Here is a 17,285-nt window from a genome sequence, read left to right as displayed (position 1 = left end):
TTATTTCGTGTTCTGTTGTGTTCCGGTCGGCTTCAGGTCCAGCACCGAGGGCAAGAATACCTCGGTGACCAGCAGCAGGCCTTGACGGCGGCGGTAGACGCAGCGCCGCGCATAATAAAGAGAGTCGTCACGAACATGTTCGTGACTCCCGCCGAGGGCCGCGCGCACGCGATCCATCAGCGGATGGCCCGCGCGGATACGCGCGTATTCCAGCTGGCCACGACGCACCAGCGGGTCGTAGAACAGGGTGGTGCCGAGCGAACGCTCGCCCAGCGCCGAAAACAGCGGCCAGTCGCTGGCGGTGCAGCCTGTCGGCACCACCGTGTGGCCGAATACCCGCGGGCGGCCGTCGCATTCGAGCAGCACTTCGCGCTCCCACACCCGGCCCGGACGCGGCAGGCCGATCGCCCGCGCCTCGTCCGCCAGGCAGGTAGCGGCGTTCTGGTGCAGCCGGCGCACGCGAAAGACCTCGCTGTGCGCCATCAGGCGCGCCGTCAGCGAGCCTTCGGTGGTCAGCCAGTCGCGCATGCCTGCCGGCGCGCGCACGGCGCCGGCATGTGGCTGCCAGGCCGCCAGTCTCAGCGAACTTCCCCTCACTGCGCCATGCCCGCATTGGTGCAGAAGGCCAGCACGTCGTCGACATACTGCGGGAATTCCGAGATCGCATGGTCGCTGCCCTGGATCACGTGCTGCTTCGCCCCGGCGTAGTGCGCCACCATGTCGCGGTAGTCCAGCACTTCGTCGCCGGTCGCCGCGATCAGGAAGTAACGTTCCGGCCTGGTGATCTTCCCGATACGCAGCGCGGCCAGTTCGTCGATGTACTCGCGGCGGAACTCGAAGGGCTCATCCGAGTGCCAGGCCGTGGTCACGCCGACGTGGTGCTCGAGGTTCTTCAAGGGATTCACGGACGGGTTGAGCAGCACCGCCGGCACGCCCAGGCGCTCGGCCAGCCAGGTGGCATAGAAGCCGCCCAGCGAGGAGCCGATGATGGACAAATTGTCGGGCGCATGGCGCTCGGCCAGCAGCAGGCAGAGCGCCATCGCCTCCTTCGGCGAGGCCGGCAGCTGCGGGCAGATCAGCTCGTGCACGCGCCCGGCGTCTTCCAGCGCTTTCTGTACCACGCGCGCCTTGAAGGACTTGGGCGAGGAGCGAAATCCGTGCAAATACAGAATCATGGGGCCAGCGCGTCCAGCAGTTTCTGGTGCACGCCGCCGAAGCCGCCGTTGCTCATCACCAGGATGTGGTCGCCCGGCTGGGCCGCCTGCACGATCGCCTGCACCATGTAGTCGAGCTGGTCGAAGCTGTGGGCGATGCCGCCCAGCGGCTTCAATGCGTCGGCCAGCGACCAGCCCAGCGCCTGCTGGCTGCCGAAGCCGAACACCAGGTCGGCGTCCTTCAGGCTGCCCGGCAGCGCATCCTTCATGGCACCCAGTTTCATCGTGTTGGAACGCGGCTCGAGCACGGCCAGAATGCGGCCCGACGTCCCGATCTTCTGGCGCAGGCCGCCCACGGTGGTGGCGATCGCGGTCGGATGGTGGGCGAAGTCGTCGTACACGGTCACGTTATTGACGACGCCGCGCACTTCCATACGGCGCTTGACGCTCTGGAAGCGCGCCAGGGAAGCGATCGCCTGCGAGGTCGGCACGCCGACGTGGCGCGCGGCGGCGATCGCGGCCAGCGCGTTCGAGCGGTTGTGGTGGCCGGTGAGCTCCCAGTGCACGGTCCCCTGGACGTCGCCATTGAAGAGCACGTCGAAGCTGCCGCCCTGGTGCTCGACCAGGCTCCAGTTCGCGCCTTCGGACAGGCCGAAAGTCTCCTTCTCGCTCCAGCAGCCACGCTTGATCACGCGTCCCAGCGAGGCTTCGTCGCCGTTGACGACCAGGCGGCCCACGCCCGGCACGGTGCGCACCAGGTGGTGGAACTGGGTCTCGATGGCGCCGATGTCCGGGAAAATGTCGGCGTGGTCGTATTCCAGGTTGTTCAGCACCGCCGTTTTCGCGTGGTAGTGGACGAACTTGCTGCGCTTGTCGAAGAAGGCGGTGTCGTATTCGTCCGCCTCGATCACGAAGAAGTCGCTCGGCTTGTCGCCGTGCAGGCGCGCCGAGATACCGAAGTTCATCGGCACGCCGCCGATCAGGAAGCCCGGCGCATAGCCGGCGTCTTCCAGGATCCAGGCCAGCATCGAAGTGGTCGTGGTCTTGCCGTGGGTACCGGCAACGGCCAGCACCCATTTTTCGCGCAGGATGTGCTCGCCGATCCATTGCGGGCCGGAGACATAAGGCAGGCCGCGGTTCAGGATTTCCTCGATCAGCGGATTCCCGCGCGTCATGACATTGCCGATTACATACAGGTCGGGATTCAGCGACACCTGCTCCGGGCCATAGCCCTGGATCAGCTCGATGCCCTGGGCTTCCAGTTGGGTGCTCATCGGGGGATAGACGTTGGCGTCGCATCCGGTGACGCGGTGGCCGGCTTCCTTGGCCAGGACCGCCAGGCCACCCATGAAGGTGCCGCAAATACCGAGGATATGAATGTGCATGGTCGAGGAGGAAATAGCTGGGCTAAATGAGTCCGAAAGCGCGATTCTACCCGACCCGCTGTCATTTTCCGCTTAAGAGTATGATTCAGGCATCATGCCGACACCGAACACTGACGTACTCCAGTTGCGCGCCGAAATTGCTGCCCTTGCTGCGCGCATGATCGCCCAGGATGGCGCCGATTACGACACCGCACGCCGCAAGGCGGCCCGCCAGGTGCTCGGGGTGGACCGCCCCAGCCCCAACCTGATGCCCGACAACATGCAGATCGAGGAACAGGTCCGTCAATACCAGGCCCTGTTCGGCGGTCCCGGCCAGGCCGCGCGCTTGAGCGCCATGCGCGAGACCGCCCTGCAGGTCATGGACCAGCTCGCCGACTTCCGTCCCTACCTCACCGGCGCCGTCCTGAACGGCACGGCGGGCGAACACGACGACATCCACCTGCAGCTGTTCGCCGACAGCGCCAAGGAAGTCGAGATCTACCTGCTCAACCGCAACGTCAATATAGAGATCTCCGAAACGCCCCATTTCAAGGGCGGCCGGCACGATCCGGTTGAAACGGTCAGCTTTATGTGGCATAAGGAAACTATCCATGCCGAGTTGTACGACTTTCATGACTTGCGCGGCGCCTTGAAGCCGCGCGCCGATGGCCGCCTGCAGCGGGTGGACGCAGCCGGGCTGCGCGCGCTGATGGCGGATGATCAAACCCTGGAACAGGACGAATGAACAAGAAACACGTGGCCGTGTATGCGGCCGTTGCCGCCATGTTCGGCATCATGGGCGCCCTGGTGGCCATCAACAAGAAAGACCCTCCCCCGATTACCACTGCCATCGCCCCGACCGGCGGCAAGCCGCACACGGCGGTCGACAATCTGTTCGCGCAGTCGCTGAACGACCTGCAGGGCGCGCCGCAATCGCTGGCGAAATGGCGCGGCAAGCCGCTCCTGGTGAATTTCTGGGCAACCTGGTGCGCACCCTGCGTGCAGGAGATGCCGGAGCTGTCCGAGCTGGCAGGCAAGGATGGCGGCAAGACCTTCAACGTGATCGGCATCGGCATCGATTCGCCGTCGAACATGCAGGAATTCGCGGCCAAGCTGAAGATCGCCTACCCGCTGTACGTGGCGGGGATGGGTGGGACCGAATTGTCGCGGGAGTTCGGCAATACGGCCGGGGGCCTGCCGTATACAGTATTGATCGGCGCGGATGGGCAGGTGCGCAAGACTTACCTGGGCAAGCTGAAGTTCGACGAATTACGGGCGGATTTGGCCAAGCTGTAAACATGTAGGGTGGTCGGCTTTGCCGACCGCGCGTTCAACCAGCAATGGAATAGACGTACAGGCAACCCGACCGGAATTTGAACGCGTGGGCGGGAGACCCGCCCACCCTACGAAACCCGACTCAGCGAACGACCGTTCTTTTCCGAATTTCTTCGAACATGCCTTCATCAACTGGCAATTTTACTGCTTGCCAATAGCCGAGCTTGGCGGCACAATGCCTTCCTTTCGGGCGTTCAGACTCTAAACATGGCGAAAAAGCTACTGCTGCTTAATGGCCCCAACCTCAATCTACTGGGGACCCGGGAGCCGGCGGTGTACGGCGCGACGACGCTGGCCGACATCGAGCAGGCAGCCAAGGCACAGGCAGCAAGCGCAGGCGCAAGCCTCGACTGCTTCCAGAGCAACCATGAAGGAGCCCTGATCGACCGCATCCACGCCGCGCGCAGCGAAGGCGTGGATGCGATCGTCATCAATCCGGGCGGCCTGACCCACACCAGCGTGGCCCTGCGCGATGCGCTTGCCGCGGTGGCAATCCCGTTCGTGGAGGTACACATCTCGAATGTCCATGCCCGCGAGCCCTTCCGGCACCACTCGTACCTGTCCGCAATTGCGCAAGGCGTAATCTGCGGCTTGGGTCCGGACGGATACCGGTTTGCCATCGACTTTGCGCTTAAATCGCGTTAATCTACGTCAACTTCATGTATCAGCGGCGACGCGGCCACCCACCAGCGCGACGCCTGCTCTCTAAAACGAATAAAACACCAAGGGGTTTCACATGGATCTCAGAAAACTCAAGACCTTGATCGACCTGGTCGCCGAATCGGACATCGCTGAACTCGAAGTCACCGAAGGCGAAAGCAAGGTCCGCATCGTCAAGTCGTCCGCAAACCCGCAAGGCCAGATGATGATGATGCCGCAGCAGGCCGTGCAGCACTACGCCGCGCCGGCCGTGCAGGCCGCACCGGCGCCCGCAGCCGCCGCGCCGGCCGCCGCCCCTGCCGCCGCCGAGCAGACCGGCCACGTGGTCAAGTCGCCGATGGTCGGCACCTTCTATCGCTCGTCGGCTCCGGGCGCCCCGGCGTTCGTCGAAGTCGGCCAGAGCATCAAGTCGGGCGACACCCTGTGCATCATCGAAGCGATGAAGCTCCTGAACGAGATCGATGCCGACGTCGCCGGCACGGTCACCAAGATTCTCGTGGAAAACGGCCAGCCGGTCGAGTTCGGCCAGCCGCTGTTCGTCATCGGTTAAGAACCCTCGGCCCGGCGGCGTCCTGCCGCCAGCCATCCCATGTCGTGTCCGGCGCGCTTTCTGATCCAGACTGTTGCGCCGGTTTTCACTGAAACACCGAACCTACCATGTTTGAAAAAATCCTCATCGCCAACCGTGGTGAAATCGCGCTGCGTATCCAGCGCGCCTGCCGCGAACTGGGCATCAAGACGGTCGTCGTTCACTCCGAGGCGGACAAGGACGCCAAGTACGTGAAGCTGGCGGACGAATCCGTCTGCATCGGCCCGGCCCAGTCGGCGCTCAGCTACCTGAACATGCCGGCGATTATCAGCGCCGCCGAAGTGACGGACGCCGAGGCTATCCACCCGGGCTACGGCTTCCTGTCGGAGAACGCCGACTTCGCCGAGCGCGTCGAGAAATCGGGCTTCGTCTTCATCGGCCCGCGTTCGGACTCGATCCGCCTGATGGGCGACAAGGTCTCGGCCAAGCAGGCCATGATCAAGGCCGGCGTGCCCTGCGTGCCGGGTTCGGACGGCGCCCTGCCGGACGATCCCAAGGAAATCATCACGACCGCGCGCAAGATCGGCTACCCGGTCATCATCAAGGCCGCCGGCGGCGGCGGCGGCCGCGGCATGCGCGTGGTGCATACCGAAGCCGCGCTGCTGGGCGCCGTGCAGATGACCAAGACCGAAGCCGGCACCGCCTTCGGCAATCCGGAAGTCTATATGGAGAAGTTCCTGGAAAATCCGCGCCACGTGGAGATCCAGGTGCTGGCCGACGAGCACAAGAACGCCGTCTGGCTGGGCGAGCGCGACTGCTCGATGCAGCGCCGCCACCAGAAAGTCATCGAAGAAGCGCCGGCGCCGGGCATCCCGCGCAAGCTGATCGAGAAGATCGGCGACCGCTGCGCCGAAGCCTGCCGCAAGATCGGCTACCGCGGCGCCGGCACCTTCGAATTCCTGTACGAGAACGGCGAGTTCTACTTCATCGAGATGAACACCCGCGTGCAGGTGGAACACCCGGTCACCGAGATGATCACCGGGATCGACATCGTGCAGGAACAGATCCGCATCGCCTGCGGCGAGAAGCTGCGCTTCCGCCAGCGCGACATCATGCTGTCGGGCCACGCGATCGAGTGCCGCATCAACGCCGAAGACCCGTTCAAGTTCACCCCGTCGCCGGGCCGCATCACCGGCTGGCACCCGCCGGGCGGTCCCGGCATCCGTGTCGATTCGCACTCGTATGCAGGATATTATGTTCCACCTCATTACGACTCGATGATCGGCAAGGTAATTTCCTACGGTGCGACGCGCGAGCAGGCAATTCGCCGCATGCAAATCGCGCTCTCGGAAATGGTGGTTGAAGGTATTCTCACCAATATCCCGCTGCACCGTGAGCTGATGGTCGACGCCCGCTTCATCGAGGGCGGCACCAACATCCACTACCTGGAGCACAAGCTGGCTTCCAAGCCGGACCTGCCGAAGGAAACGGGCATCGGCGCCAAATCGGAAACCAACGCATGAGCTGGACGGAAGTCGTCATCGAAGTAGCGCGAGACCACGCGGAGGCCCTGTCGGACGCCCTGATGGAAGCGGGCGCCCTGTCGGTCTCGGTGGAAGACGCGGACGAAGGCACGGACGCGGAAAAGCCGCTGTTCGGCGAGCCGGGCATGGAACCGACCGAAACGGCCTGGGACCATTCGCGCGTGGTCGCGCTGACCGACACCGACGCCGACCAGTTCGCGATCGTCCAGGAAGCCGCCAACGCCATCAAGCTGCCCGTCGTGCCCTCCTTCACCACCCGCGCGGTGGCGGACGCCGACTGGGTGCGCCTGACGCAATCGCAGTTCGAGCCCATCCACATCGGCAAGAACATCTGGGTCGTGCCGAGCTGGCACGAGGCGCCGGACCCGAATGGGCTCATCCTCGAGCTGGATCCAGGCCTGGCCTTCGGCACCGGCAGCCACCCGACCACCCGCCTGTGCATGGAGTGGCTGGAAGCGCACCCGGCGCCGGGCAAATCGGTGTTGGACTACGGCTGCGGCTCGGGCATCCTGGCGATGGTCGCCAAGAAGCTCGGCGCGCTTGATGTCGCCGGCGTCGACATCGACCCGCAGGCGATCGAATCGGCACGCAGCAACGCCGAGCGCAACAAGGTCAGCATCGACTTCTACCTGCCGGACGACTTCGCCGGCGCTCCCAACGAGCGCCATGCGAAGGGCCAGTTCGACATCGTCGTGGCCAACATCCTGTCGAGCCCATTGAAGCTGATGGCGCCGATGCTGTCCGGCCGCGTGGCGCCGGGAGGCTCCCTGATCCTGTCGGGCGTGCTGGCACGCCAGGCGGAAGAAGTGGCTGCCGCCTACGCACCTTTCATCAAGCTGGGCGTCTGGGCCGAGCAGGACGGCTGGGTCGCTCTTCACGGGACGCTCGGCCAGGACACCGCACCCGCGCCGCGTTCCGCCATCACCGGCTAAGGGACGACCCAGGCATGGCGCTCGCCACCCAATGCCCCCACTGCGGCACCATGTTCCGCGTCGCCGCGGACCAGCTCAAGCTGCGTGGGGGCATCGTCCGTTGCGGCGCCTGCACCGAAATCTTTGACGGCAACGCCGCGCTGGTCGACCTGGCCAGCGCGGCGCCGCGCCCTTCCCCACGGCGCCGGCGTGCTTCGGACGCCGACACCGCCCTTACCCCGGCGCCTGCCGCCGCTCCCCAGCCTGAAGCGCCTGCCGCTCCCGCGCCGGAAGCGGACGAGGACCCGATCTACACCCTCGAGTTCGACCGCGCCTTCTCGCCCTATGGCATCCTGCCCAAGGCAAGCAGCGGCGACGAGGTGAACGAGGCTGCGCCGGTGGCCGACGCTGCGTCGGAACCGGCCGCAGCGCAGCCCCTGGCGGAAGAGCTACAGCCGGAGCCCGTCGCCGAGCCGGCCCCCGAGGCAAGCGCTGAGCCTGGCCCTGAAGTCATCCCTGACGCTACTGCGGAAGCCGCGCCGGAACCGGTCCGCGCACCCGAGCCGGCGTCGATGGCGCAGGCATCCGCCGACGCACCGGCGGCGCTTGCGGTGGAGCTGCAGGTCGACGAAGAACTGGTGGCCGCACCGGCCCCGGATCAGGCCGATTTTCCGGAGCAGCCTGCTTCTGTTTCTCCTTCTGCGCCGGCCCTTGCCGCAGCCCCCGCCCCTGCCGCCCCAAAAGCCGCCGTGCCGCCCCTGCTGCTGCGCGAATCCGGCCCCGCCACGGTCACCATGCCGGCTCCGCCCAGCGCGCCCCCGGTGGCGCCGAGGACGCCGCGTACACGGGCCGCGGAAGCACGCGCCGCGCGCAAGTCCAAGCTGACGCCGACCAGGATCGAACCGCCCAAGCTGCGCGTGCCGGAGCCCGACGAGCCGGAATTCGTGCGGCGCGGCCGCCAGCGCGAACGCTCGGGCAAGGCCATGCGCATCGCGATGCTTGCCGGCAGCGTGCTGCTGCTGCTGGTCCTGGCGGCGCAGGTCGTCATGCATTTCCGTACCCCGCTGGCGGCGCGCTATCCCGGCTTGAAGCCGACGCTGGTCTCGCTGTGCGGCGTGCTGGGCTGCCGCGTCGAGCTGCCGGCCCGGATCGACCAGCTGGTGATCGACACCGGCGAACTGACCACGCTGGGCGGCAACGCCTATACCTTCAGCACCCAGCTGCGCAACCAGGGCGATTCGATCCAGGCTTGGCCCAGCATCGAACTCACCCTGTCGGACGCCGACGACAAGCCGCTGGTGCGGCGCGTGTTCGGCCCGCGCGATTACCTGCCGGCCGGCCCGCTGCTGGGCCTTGGTTTCGCCGCGCACGCCGAGCAGCCCGTGAAGCTGCACTTCCGTGTCGCGGAACCGGCGCCATCCGGCTACCATATCGCCGTCTTTTACCCCTAATCTCTTGAAGGCATCTCCATGACCAAGACCGCCCTGATCTGCGGCTCGATCGCATTCGACAAGATCATGCAGTACCACGGCCGCTTCGCCGAGACCCTGCTGGCCGACCAGCTGCACCGCGTGAACGTCTCCTTCCTGGTGCCGACCATGCGCCTGGAGTACGGCGGCTGCGCGGTGAACATCGCCTACAACCTCAAGCTGCTCGGCGGCGAACCGCTGGTCATGGGCACCATCGGCCAGGACGGCGGCGACTACCTCGAGCGCATGAAGAAACAGGGCATCGAGACCCGCGCCATCCGTACCATCGGCGACGCCTACACCGCGCAGTGCTTCGTCACCGCGGACCAGGACAACAACCAGATCAATGCCTTCCACCCGGGCGCGATGCAGTACTCGCACGAGAACAACGTGGCCGACCAGGGCGCATTACGCGTGGCGATCATCTCGCCGGACGGCCGCGACGGCATGCTCAAGCACGCCGCCGACTGCGCCGCCCAGGGCGTCCCCTTCATGTTCGACCCGGGCCAGCAGCTCCCGATGTTCTCGGGCGAAGAGTTGATCCGCTTCATCGATGGAGCCAGCTACCTGGCCTGCAACGACTATGAATTCGAAGTGGTGATGGACCGCACCGGCCTGAGCCTGGCCGACATCGCCGGCCGTCTCGAGGCGCTGATCGTCACGCGCGGCGGCGAAGGTTCGGACATCTACGCCGGCGGCGAGCACTATCGCATCCCGGCCGTGAAGGCCGACGAGATCGTCGACCCGACCGGCTGCGGCGACGCCTACCGCGCCGGCCTGCTGTACGGGATCACCAACGGCTTCGACTGGCCGACCACCGGCCGCATCGCCAGCCTGCTGGGTGCGATCAAGATCGGCAGCACCGGAGGCCAGAACCACAGCTTCGCGCCGGAAGAGATCGAACAGAAGTTCGAGGCGGCGTTCGGCTACAAGTTCCGCTGAAACGACGCGCTCAGGCTGCACAAATGAATTGGGGTCCCCGCGGGGACCCCAATTTTTTATGCGCTCACGCCATCAGCCGTAAAACACCTGCCTCAGCACGAACTGGATAATCTGGATCAGCACCAGCGCCACCAGCACCGATAAATCGATCCCGCCGATCGGCGGCACCACGCGCCGGATCGGCCGCAGGATCGGCGTATTCAGCGCATGCACGAAAGGCGCCAGCGGCGCGTTCGGGTTCACCCAGCTGAAGATCGCATCGATGATCAGGAGCGCCATGAAGCCGTACAGGATCCAGTTCAGGAACCGGTACAGCGCGTGCAGCAGCACCATTTGCGCATCCGCCCCCGCCACCAGCAGCAGCGAACTGGCCAGCAGCACCACCAGGAAAGCGCCGATCAGGCTCGCCCAGTCATAACCACCCATGCCCGGCACCAGGCGGCGCAGCGGCAGCACCAGCCAGTCGGTCAGGGTAAAGGTGAATTGCCCGATCTGCTGCGGCGGGCGCACGCGCGTGGCCTGCATCCAGAAGCGCAGCAGGAGCAGCCCTCCCAGCAAGGCGGCAGCGGTATCGACGATAAACTGGAGAATAGACAGCACGTAGGCTCCTCAAAAAAAAACCGCTGTGTGAACGATCACACAGCGGTATTTTGCCTGATCCAGGCAAGACTCGCTATCGAGCCGGAATTACGGGCGGCTGCTGGTCGGGAACGGCCATGCGGCTGCCGGCGACAGCGTGGTTTTCGCTGCCGCAGCAGGTGCGGCTGCCTTGCTGTCCGATTTCGAATCGGTTTTTGCTTCCGGCTTTGCTTCGGCTTTCGATTCCGATTTGCTATCGGTTTTCGAATCCGATTTGCTGTCGACCTTGCTATCGGCTTTCACTTCCGGTTTTGCTTCGGCCTTGGCTTCCGGTTTCGCTTCGGCTTTCATTTCCGGCTTGGCTTCGGCTTTTGCGGCCGGCTTTGCAGCAGGCTTGGCGGTTGCCGATTTGGTGGCAGCCGATTTGGTAGCAGCGGATTTAGCTGGAGCGGCCGCTTTTGCCGGAGTAGTGACTTTTTTTTCGGCCGATTTTGCCGGAGCTGCGGCTTTAGCCGGAGCAGCGGCTTTCTTAGCAGCCGATTTAGCCGGTGCTGCCGATTTAGCCGGTGCAGCAGCTTTCTTCGCAGCAGCAGGCTTAGCGGCGGCTTTGGTCGCGGTCGCTTTCTTGGCCGCCGGCTTTGCAGCCGATTTAGCAGCAGTCGATTTGGTAGCGGCGGTTTTGGTCGCGGCTGCCTTCTTTGCTGCCGGCTTGGCTGCGGTTTTTGCTACTGGCTTGGCGGCTGCTTTCTTGGCTGCTGGTTTGGCAGCGGCTTTCTTTGCTGCCGGCTTGGCTGCCGATTTGGTAGCAGCGGCCTTGGCTGCCGGTTTAGCAGCGGCTTTCTTTGCAGCAGGTTTGGCTGCGGCTTTCTTGGCTGCCGGCTTGGCTGCCGACTTGGTTGCAGCGGCCTTGGCTGCCGGTTTTGCAGCGGCTTTCTTTGCAGCAGGCTTGGCTGCCGGCTTGGCAGCGGCTTTCTTCGCTGCCGGCTTGGCTGCGGCTTTCTTGGCTGCCGGCTTTGCTGCCGACTTGGCTGCGGCCTTTGCTGCCGGCTTGGCGGCTGCCTTCTTTGCTGCTGGCTTGGCTGCCGGCTTTGCAGCGGCTTTCTTCGCTGCTGGCTTGGCTGCCGGCTTGGCAGCGGCTTTCTTTGCTGCCGGCTTGGCTGCTGCCTTGGCGGTGGTCTTGGTTGCTGCGGCTTTCTTTGCAGCAGGCTTAGCTGCCGGCTTGGCCGCCGCCTTGGTGGCGGTGGTCTTGCTTGCGGCGGTCTTGCTTGCTGCAGCTTTCTTTGCGGCAGGCTTAGCTGCGGTTTTCGCTGCCGGCTTGGCGGCGGTCTTCGCTGCCGGCTTGGCAGCTGCTTTGGCCGGAGCGGCCTTGGCTGCCGGTTTAGCGGCGGCGGCTTTCTTAGCTGCCGGTTTCTCGGTTGCAGCCTTTGCTGCTGGTTTCTTAGCGGTTGCCATTTGATTCTCCTTCATCTGCGATGAGAAATACGCTCAAGGTTTAAAACCCGCCCACCCTCAGCGTGGCGGGCGAATTATTCATCGGACCAAACCGCCAGGCGATTTGGGCCAATGAATCCGGCACCGGCTGAACTGCTGCAACTCCTCACAATTGCAGCGCTTCAGCCAACGTCGCTAGGTAACCGATTCAATGCGTTCTCACATCGCTACCCTTGCGGGCGCGAAAAGAAAAAGCCGCCTTGCCTGAACTCGGTCAGGCAGTGCGGCTTGTTCTTTTCGCTTCGCTTAAGTGCATACTGATTGAATCAGTGTCCTATTATTCGATCGATTACTGCCCGGATGGACGCGACAATATCACATGTTCACGTTTTGACAAATTCAAACACGTAAAGTACACGAAAACTTTGTGAGCGCGCAACCCGAACACCTCAAAGTGAATCAGGATTTTCGTACTTAAACATGCGATTGCGCATTCATCACCCGAAATCGCATTTCAACTGGTCGCCAAACCAGGATGCGCTTTCAATTGGGGCCGGATCGGCGAACGATCGGCAAGCACCAGCTGCACATGCTTGGACATCGCGACGCGCGAAACAGTGCCTTTGATTTTTAAGGGCGCCGGCCGTTTATTCGACGACCCTGAGCAGGTCCATCTTGCACAGCCACGCCAGCCCGCGCAACAGCGTCGGCCGGTCGCATGGTCCCAGCGTGTCGATCAGTTCTTCCACTTCCACCGGCCGCGGCCCGATGGCGCCGAACAGGCGGCCGAAATCCTCGAGCGTCGGCAGCGAGCTTGAGGCGAAGCGGTTGATCGCCAGGTCCCGATACCCGTTCACCAGCGCCAGCGAGGCATCCGGCGCCAGCTCCACCAGCGAAGCGGCCGTGAGCGGACGCGTCGCGTAGCTCGCGAACAGGCGGAACGGATCGGGACGGTCCGGGGCGCGCGAAGGCAGCGGCGGCGCCAGCACCGGGTCGGCGCGCCGCCTTTCGGCGAGTTCCTCCCACAAGGCGCGGTAGCGGCCAAAAATGACGGCCCAGTCGAATGTCGTCTGCGCCCTTTGCCGCGCCTGTTCTCCGAGCCTGCGGCGCAGTTCCGCGTCGCGCACCAGGCGTCCGTAGGCCTGCGCCAGCAGCGCGCCGTCCACCGCCACCGCCTGGCTGGCGTGGCCGCAGTACATGTCGAAACTGTCCACCCCGTCGTCGTAGCGCAGCGCCAGGTCGAGTCCCGCGCCCGCGCCCGGCATCACGGTCGGGATGCGATAGCCGTCGATGCCGTCCCGCACCGTGTCGCGGTAGCCGTTCCAGTCCGAGACCACGCAGGGCAACCCGGCCGCCATCGCCTCCACCGGGGTCAGGCCGAAGGTCTCCTGCACATTGTCGGCCAAGGAGGTGAAGACGTCGGCGGCGGCCCAGGCGTCGAGCTGGTTGTCAGGCACGCGGCCATCGAGTTCGACCAGGCGCACGGATGGACACAGGAGCGCCGCGGCCTCGCGGAAGGCCTGCTCGATGGCTTCTCCGGCGAACCAGCCGGCCAGGATCAGGTGCACGCGCCGCCCGTCCTTCTCGGCGCGCTCGAGCGCGGTGAACATCTGCTGCGGATGGGACTTCGCATGCACCGACAGCCGGCCGAGGTAGAGGAAGGCCACGTCTTCGTCCCCGATGCCGAGCCGGGCGCGCGCTTCCATGCGGCGGCCGGCGTCAGGGCGCAGGTCCGCCGCATGGACGCCGAGCGGAATCAGGGGCAGCTGCGGCAGCTCGAAGCGCTGCGCGGCCAGGCGGGTGCGCAGGTAGTCGGCCTGCTGCTCGACCAGCACCCGCACGCTGTCGCGCACTGCGCGCGAGGTGCAGACGATCGCGTCCCAGCTGCGCACCGGCGCCACCAGCAGGTGGCTCACCATGCTCATCATCTCGTGCGAGGCGGTGGCGTGGGTGATGCCGCACAGGCTGTAGCGGTGCTCGCCCGCGGCCAGCCTGCGCCAGGCCAGGCGCTCGATGCCGGGGCCGGGGTGGTACAGGCAGCCGAAGCGCTCGAGCCCATGCGGGGCTGACGGCGGTATCCACGCCACCGCGCCGCCGAAGCCCTCGCCTTGGAGGGTGGCTGTGAATGCGTCGGCATGGCTGCGGTCGGCGGCAAGGCAGCCGATTTCGCGCAAGTCAGCATCGCGGGCAATCGCTCCCAGCAGGCCGACGCCGGCAGACTGCCGTCCCATCAGCTTCTGGCCGGCTACCGAAAAGGATTCGGGGATGTAATGCAGTGCGAAGTTGTCGGGCATGCGCGCTCCTGCGGCCAGGCTGGCCGGTCCAAGCCATGATAGCGGTGGCGCCTGCCGCACGGCGCAGGCGTGGAATCACCCGTGCCGATGTTCGATCGAGAGAGCCCGGAGCACGAACACATCAATTGTGCGCGGCTGCGTTGTTAGCACCGCTACAATTGTCCGCTTATGTCCGACAATATCCTGCTCATCGAGGACCGTCCCCTGGACGCGGAGCTGACTGTCCATGCGCTGCGGCGCTCCGGCATCCACAATCCGGTCGTCCATGTGCATGACGGCGATGAAGCCCTGGTGCTGCTGCGCCGCGCGGAAGCGGCCGGCACGGCCGGACAGTTCTCACTGATCCTGCTGGACGTGCGGCTGCCGAAGATCGACGGCTTCGGCGTGCTCAAGCACATCCGCTCCTCCCCCTGCCTGCAAGCCATTCCGGCCGTCGTGGTGACCTCGCTGCCGGTGGAATCGGACCGTGTGCGCGCCTCGCTGCTGGGCGCCTCGAACTACCTCGCCAAGGCGATGGACCTCGACGAATTCGCCATCCTGCTGAAGATCTCGCTCAGGCCATTCATCTAGCCGACGCAGGCCTCGGCATATTCGGCGTCGCTCACCAGGCCCGCAAGACGCAGGGCCTCGGGCTTCAAGCTGTCCGGGAAGTCCGCCTTGCCCTCGGGATTGCCCAACTCGTCCAGGGGCGAACAGGCGACCAGGCCTTGGATGATGCGGTAGCCGGCGCCGCGCGGCATGCCCAGCTGGGCGTCCAGCCCGAACAGTCGCGGAAGATGGCTTCCCGCCGCCGGCTGCGAGGCGCGGCGCCGGGCCTGCACCAGGCACACGGCCAGCGCCCTGTCCAACTCCCCTTCCCGCATGCGCTCCACGCGCGGGACGGCGCGGCCGACATGGCGGATGCAAAAAGCGTCGAGGCCTGCGGCATCCAGGCGCGTCCACGCATGCCAGACCGAATCCGCCGCGCGCGAAGGCAGCGCGCAGGTGCCGGCCGCTGCGGCCGCGCAGTCGAAGAACATCATCAGGCCTTCGGCCGACTGGGCATAGAAGGAAGCGTCGCGCGGGATGCCGGGAAACGCCGCGTGCGCACTCCTGGCCCAGTAGGGAAACAGTGCGGCGGGCACGTCGGCCAGCACGGATGCGTAGGTGGACTGGGCGAATTCCCATTCCACCGTGTGCGCCGGCGCGCGCGGGGTTTCCCTGACATTCATCGCTCTCTCCCTTGTCGATCCTCCTCACCTTAGTGCAGGGGCAGCCGGCGGATGATGAGCGAGCTCAACAATGAAAAAACCCGTCTCGCGACGGGTTTCAGGAGAGAGGCTTCAGCGCTGCGGGGCGATCCGCCAGACGGTGCCGCCGGCATCGTCGACCACCAGCAAGGCGCCGTCCTGCGCCACCTCGACGGCGGCGGGGCGGCCCCAGACGTCGCGGTCGCTCAGCACCATGCCGCTCATGAAGTCCTGGTACTGGCCGGTCGGCACGCCGTTCTTCATGAAGACGCGCACCACCTTGTAGCCGGTGCGCACCCCGCGGTTCCAGGAACCGTGCAGGGCCACGAACACGTCACCCTCGTACTCCTTCGGGAAGGCGTTCTTCGCGCCCTTCGGCGCCTGGTACACCACCATGCCGAGCGGCGCCGAGTGCGACTGGATCAGCACGTCCGGCACGATGCTTCTACCCTTCAGGTCCGGGCGCTGGCCCTTCAGGCGCGGGTCTTCGTTGTCGCCGATGTAGTACCACGGCCAGCCGTAGAAACCGCCCTGCTTCACGCGCGTCAGGTAGTCCGGCGGCAGGTTGTCGCCCAGCGCGTCGCGCTCGTTCACGGTGCACATCACGTCGCCCGTGCCCGGGTAGACCAGCATGCCGACGCAGTTGCGCAAGCCGGTGGCATAGGTGCGGCGGTTCTTGCCGTCCACGTCGAAGGCCATGACGGTGGCGCGGTCGGTCTCCACGCCCCAGCTGGCGCCCAGACCATGCCTGGCTTCCCACTGCGCGATCGGTTCGGGCGGCTGCGGGCCGATCTCGGTGGCCACGTTGGTGGCCGAGCCGATCGACAGCAGCATGGTCTTGCCGTCCTTCGAGAATGCCAGGGTACGGGTGGTGTGGCCGCCGCTGGTGTCGGACAGCTCGCGAACGATGACTTCCGCCGCGCCGCGCGCCTTCAGGTCGCCGTTGCGGTAAGGGATACGCACCACCGAATTGACATTGGCGACGTACAGGTACTGCGGGTTTGCGCCCGACGGCCAGAAGGCGATGCCGTAGGGACGGTTCAAGCCGCTGGCAAAGACCTCGACGGTGTCGGCGGCCTGGCCGTTCTTCGCGCGCGCCACCTTGATCTCGCCCTTGGCGGTGGCCGCCAGGAAGACGTCGCCGTTCGGCGCGCGCAGCGCCACCCGCGGCTTGTCGGTATCGACGGCGAACACGCCCACCTTGAAGCCCTGCGGCACGACCGGCATGCTGCCGTTCGGACGCGCCTCGACGCGCGGGCCGTTGCCGGCACTGCTCGTGGCAAACGGCGGCGGCATGTCGGTGAGCTTGATGTGGTGGATGCGGCCGGGCTGGTTGTCGTCCCAGGAACCCTGGCGCTCGGCCGGAGTAGCCGCCTTCGCGGGTGCCGCTGCCGTGACGGCGCCCTGCAGGCTGGCGAGGTAGCCGACCAGCGCCGCGCGGGCCGCCTTGTCCGGCACGCCGACCGGCATCGTGGTGCCGGGCACGTTCTTCGCGGGGTCTGCCAGGAAAACGTCCAGCTCTTCACGGGTCCAGGTCTTGCCGGCCGCGCCGGCTTTCACCAGGGCCGCGGAGTAGTTGAAGCCGGGGACGCCGGCCGCCTTGCGCCCAACGACGCCGAACAGGCCCGGACCGGCGCGCGAGGACAGGCTGGCGTCCACGCTGTGGCAGCTGGCGCAGTTGTTCTGGAAGGTGGTCTGGCCGGCCGTCGTCGACGGTGCGGCGTGGGCAGCGGATGCGGCTGCCAGGCTGGCGATCAGCACCAGGGTCTTGGCTTGCAAAGGCGTTCTCCTGTTATGAGCAATGCGGAACTGGACGGTTCGCCATCATAGGGCAACTCGGTCGC

At 65.7% G+C, this 17,285-nt stretch carries 17 protein-coding genes; 9 read left to right on the top strand and 8 right to left on the bottom strand.

The features are described 5' to 3' along the window. The 3 genes from B2R83_RS03345 to mpl are packed head-to-tail and all read right to left on the bottom strand — an operon-like array spanning nucleotide 1 to nucleotide 2,539. Nucleotides 1-597 (bottom strand): chorismate--pyruvate lyase family protein, encoded by a 597-nt coding sequence (locus B2R83_RS03345; RefSeq protein ID WP_292038271.1) that lies wholly within the window; start codon nucleotides 595-597, stop codon nucleotides 1-3. Then, the gene (locus B2R83_RS03340; RefSeq protein WP_292038270.1) at nucleotides 594-1,175 is read right to left on the bottom strand and encodes a YqiA/YcfP family alpha/beta fold hydrolase; all 582 of its coding nucleotides are present in this window, start codon (nucleotides 1,173-1,175) and stop codon (nucleotides 594-596) included. The genes B2R83_RS03345 and B2R83_RS03340 overlap by 4 nt, the downstream gene beginning before the upstream one ends. Next, a complete protein-coding gene (gene mpl, locus B2R83_RS03335) occupies nucleotides 1,172-2,539 on the bottom strand; it encodes a UDP-N-acetylmuramate:L-alanyl-gamma-D-glutamyl-meso-diaminopimelate ligase (protein WP_292038269.1) in 1,368 nt (455 codons plus the stop codon). The genes B2R83_RS03340 and mpl overlap by 4 nt, the downstream gene beginning before the upstream one ends. 94 nt (nucleotides 2,540-2,633) lie before the next feature. Here mpl and B2R83_RS03330 point away from each other — a divergent pair, with 94 nt between their 5' ends. The 8 genes from B2R83_RS03330 (at nucleotide 2,634) to B2R83_RS03295 (ending at nucleotide 9,908) form a co-directional block, all read left to right on the top strand. Further along, nucleotides 2,634-3,263, top strand: a complete 630-nt coding sequence (locus B2R83_RS03330; protein ID WP_292038268.1) for a hypothetical protein — start codon at nucleotides 2,634-2,636, stop codon at nucleotides 3,261-3,263. Beyond that, the gene (locus B2R83_RS03325; RefSeq protein WP_292038267.1) at nucleotides 3,260-3,814 is read left to right on the top strand and encodes a TlpA family protein disulfide reductase; all 555 of its coding nucleotides are present in this window, start codon (nucleotides 3,260-3,262) and stop codon (nucleotides 3,812-3,814) included. Before B2R83_RS03330 ends, B2R83_RS03325 begins: the two co-directional genes overlap by 4 nt. 246 nt (nucleotides 3,815-4,060) lie before the next feature. Continuing rightward, the gene (aroQ, locus tag B2R83_RS03320; RefSeq protein WP_281910466.1) at nucleotides 4,061-4,498 is read left to right on the top strand and encodes a type II 3-dehydroquinate dehydratase; all 438 of its coding nucleotides are present in this window, start codon (nucleotides 4,061-4,063) and stop codon (nucleotides 4,496-4,498) included. A 91-nt stretch (nucleotides 4,499-4,589) separates the two neighbouring features. Further along, nucleotides 4,590-5,063 (top strand): acetyl-CoA carboxylase biotin carboxyl carrier protein, encoded by a 474-nt coding sequence (gene accB, locus B2R83_RS03315; RefSeq protein ID WP_209587422.1) that lies wholly within the window; start codon nucleotides 4,590-4,592, stop codon nucleotides 5,061-5,063. A gap of 107 nt (nucleotides 5,064-5,170) precedes the next feature. Beyond that, nucleotides 5,171-6,565 (top strand): acetyl-CoA carboxylase biotin carboxylase subunit, encoded by a 1,395-nt coding sequence (accC, locus tag B2R83_RS03310; RefSeq protein ID WP_036215337.1) that lies wholly within the window; start codon nucleotides 5,171-5,173, stop codon nucleotides 6,563-6,565. Continuing rightward, entirely contained in the window at nucleotides 6,562-7,518 is a 957-nt protein-coding gene (gene prmA / locus B2R83_RS03305; protein ID WP_036215339.1) for a 50S ribosomal protein L11 methyltransferase, read from the top strand. The genes accC and prmA overlap by 4 nt, the downstream gene beginning before the upstream one ends. Before the next feature lie 14 nt (nucleotides 7,519-7,532). Continuing rightward, nucleotides 7,533-8,948 (top strand): zinc-ribbon and DUF3426 domain-containing protein, encoded by a 1,416-nt coding sequence (locus B2R83_RS03300; protein WP_292038266.1) that lies wholly within the window; start codon nucleotides 7,533-7,535, stop codon nucleotides 8,946-8,948. Between the two features lie 18 nt (nucleotides 8,949-8,966). Then, entirely contained in the window at nucleotides 8,967-9,908 is a 942-nt protein-coding gene (locus B2R83_RS03295) for a carbohydrate kinase family protein (protein ID WP_292038265.1), read from the top strand. A 72-nt stretch (nucleotides 9,909-9,980) separates the two neighbouring features. Here the strand turns inward: B2R83_RS03295 and B2R83_RS03290 are convergent, their stop codons facing one another. The 3 genes from B2R83_RS03290 to B2R83_RS03280 form a co-directional block, all read right to left on the bottom strand. Beyond that, nucleotides 9,981-10,508 carry a YggT family protein gene (locus B2R83_RS03290; protein ID WP_036215345.1) on the bottom strand — a complete coding sequence of 176 codons (528 nt, stop codon included), beginning with the start codon at nucleotides 10,506-10,508 and terminating at the stop codon, nucleotides 9,981-9,983. Between the two features lie 87 nt (nucleotides 10,509-10,595). Then, nucleotides 10,596-11,939 carry a transcriptional regulator gene (locus B2R83_RS03285; protein WP_414674346.1) on the bottom strand — a complete coding sequence of 448 codons (1,344 nt, stop codon included), beginning with the start codon at nucleotides 11,937-11,939 and terminating at the stop codon, nucleotides 10,596-10,598. A gap of 626 nt (nucleotides 11,940-12,565) precedes the next feature. After that, nucleotides 12,566-14,212, bottom strand: coding sequence for a glycosyltransferase family 4 protein (locus tag B2R83_RS03280; protein WP_292038264.1), 1,647 nt, complete (start codon nucleotides 14,210-14,212; stop codon nucleotides 12,566-12,568). A 168-nt stretch (nucleotides 14,213-14,380) separates the two neighbouring features. Between B2R83_RS03280 and B2R83_RS03275 the strand changes: the two genes are divergently transcribed. Then, nucleotides 14,381-14,782, top strand: coding sequence for a response regulator (locus B2R83_RS03275; RefSeq protein ID WP_292038263.1), 402 nt, complete (start codon nucleotides 14,381-14,383; stop codon nucleotides 14,780-14,782). On the opposite strand, the gene B2R83_RS03270 is transcribed toward B2R83_RS03275, so the two are convergent. Beyond that, the gene (locus B2R83_RS03270) at nucleotides 14,779-15,423 is read right to left on the bottom strand and encodes a hypothetical protein (RefSeq protein WP_292038262.1); all 645 of its coding nucleotides are present in this window, start codon (nucleotides 15,421-15,423) and stop codon (nucleotides 14,779-14,781) included. The genes B2R83_RS03275 and B2R83_RS03270 overlap by 4 nt on opposite strands. A gap of 111 nt (nucleotides 15,424-15,534) precedes the next feature. Continuing rightward, nucleotides 15,535-17,220 carry a PQQ-dependent sugar dehydrogenase gene (locus B2R83_RS03265; RefSeq protein ID WP_292038261.1) on the bottom strand — a complete coding sequence of 562 codons (1,686 nt, stop codon included), beginning with the start codon at nucleotides 17,218-17,220 and terminating at the stop codon, nucleotides 15,535-15,537. Nucleotides 17,221-17,285: the final 65 nt, after the last annotated feature.

The sequence above is a fragment of the Massilia sp. UBA6681 genome (assembly GCF_002454935.1).
GTDB lineage: Bacteria > Pseudomonadota > Gammaproteobacteria > Burkholderiales > Burkholderiaceae_D > Telluria > Telluria varians.
The sequence above is the reverse complement of the archived record's forward strand: the minus strand, read 5'-3'. Positions and strand labels throughout refer to the sequence as shown.

Excerpts from the sequence above, each read along its gene's own strand:
- B2R83_RS03340 (WP_292038270.1), bottom strand. The coding sequence starts at position 1,175 with ATGATTCTGTATTTGCACGGATTTCGCTCCTCGCCCAAGTCCTTCAAG.
- mpl (WP_292038269.1), bottom strand. The coding sequence starts at position 2,539 with ATGCACATTCATATCCTCGGTATTTGCGGCACCTTCATGGGTGGCCTG.
- B2R83_RS03330 (WP_292038268.1), top strand. The coding sequence starts at position 2,634 with ATGCCGACACCGAACACTGACGTACTCCAGTTGCGCGCCGAAATTGCT.
- B2R83_RS03325 (WP_292038267.1), top strand. The coding sequence starts at position 3,260 with ATGAACAAGAAACACGTGGCCGTGTATGCGGCCGTTGCCGCCATGTTC.
- aroQ (WP_281910466.1), top strand. The coding sequence starts at position 4,061 with ATGGCGAAAAAGCTACTGCTGCTTAATGGCCCCAACCTCAATCTACTG.
- accB (WP_209587422.1), top strand. The coding sequence starts at position 4,590 with ATGGATCTCAGAAAACTCAAGACCTTGATCGACCTGGTCGCCGAATCG.
- accC (WP_036215337.1), top strand. The coding sequence starts at position 5,171 with ATGTTTGAAAAAATCCTCATCGCCAACCGTGGTGAAATCGCGCTGCGT.
- prmA (WP_036215339.1), top strand. The coding sequence starts at position 6,562 with ATGAGCTGGACGGAAGTCGTCATCGAAGTAGCGCGAGACCACGCGGAG.
- B2R83_RS03300 (WP_292038266.1), top strand. The coding sequence starts at position 7,533 with ATGGCGCTCGCCACCCAATGCCCCCACTGCGGCACCATGTTCCGCGTC.
- B2R83_RS03295 (WP_292038265.1), top strand. The coding sequence starts at position 8,967 with ATGACCAAGACCGCCCTGATCTGCGGCTCGATCGCATTCGACAAGATC.
- B2R83_RS03285 (WP_414674346.1), bottom strand. The coding sequence starts at position 11,939 with ATGGCAACCGCTAAGAAACCAGCAGCAAAGGCTGCAACCGAGAAACCG.
- B2R83_RS03280 (WP_292038264.1), bottom strand. The coding sequence starts at position 14,212 with ATGCCCGACAACTTCGCACTGCATTACATCCCCGAATCCTTTTCGGTA.
- B2R83_RS03275 (WP_292038263.1), top strand. The coding sequence starts at position 14,381 with ATGTCCGACAATATCCTGCTCATCGAGGACCGTCCCCTGGACGCGGAG.
- B2R83_RS03270 (WP_292038262.1), bottom strand. The coding sequence starts at position 15,423 with ATGAATGTCAGGGAAACCCCGCGCGCGCCGGCGCACACGGTGGAATGG.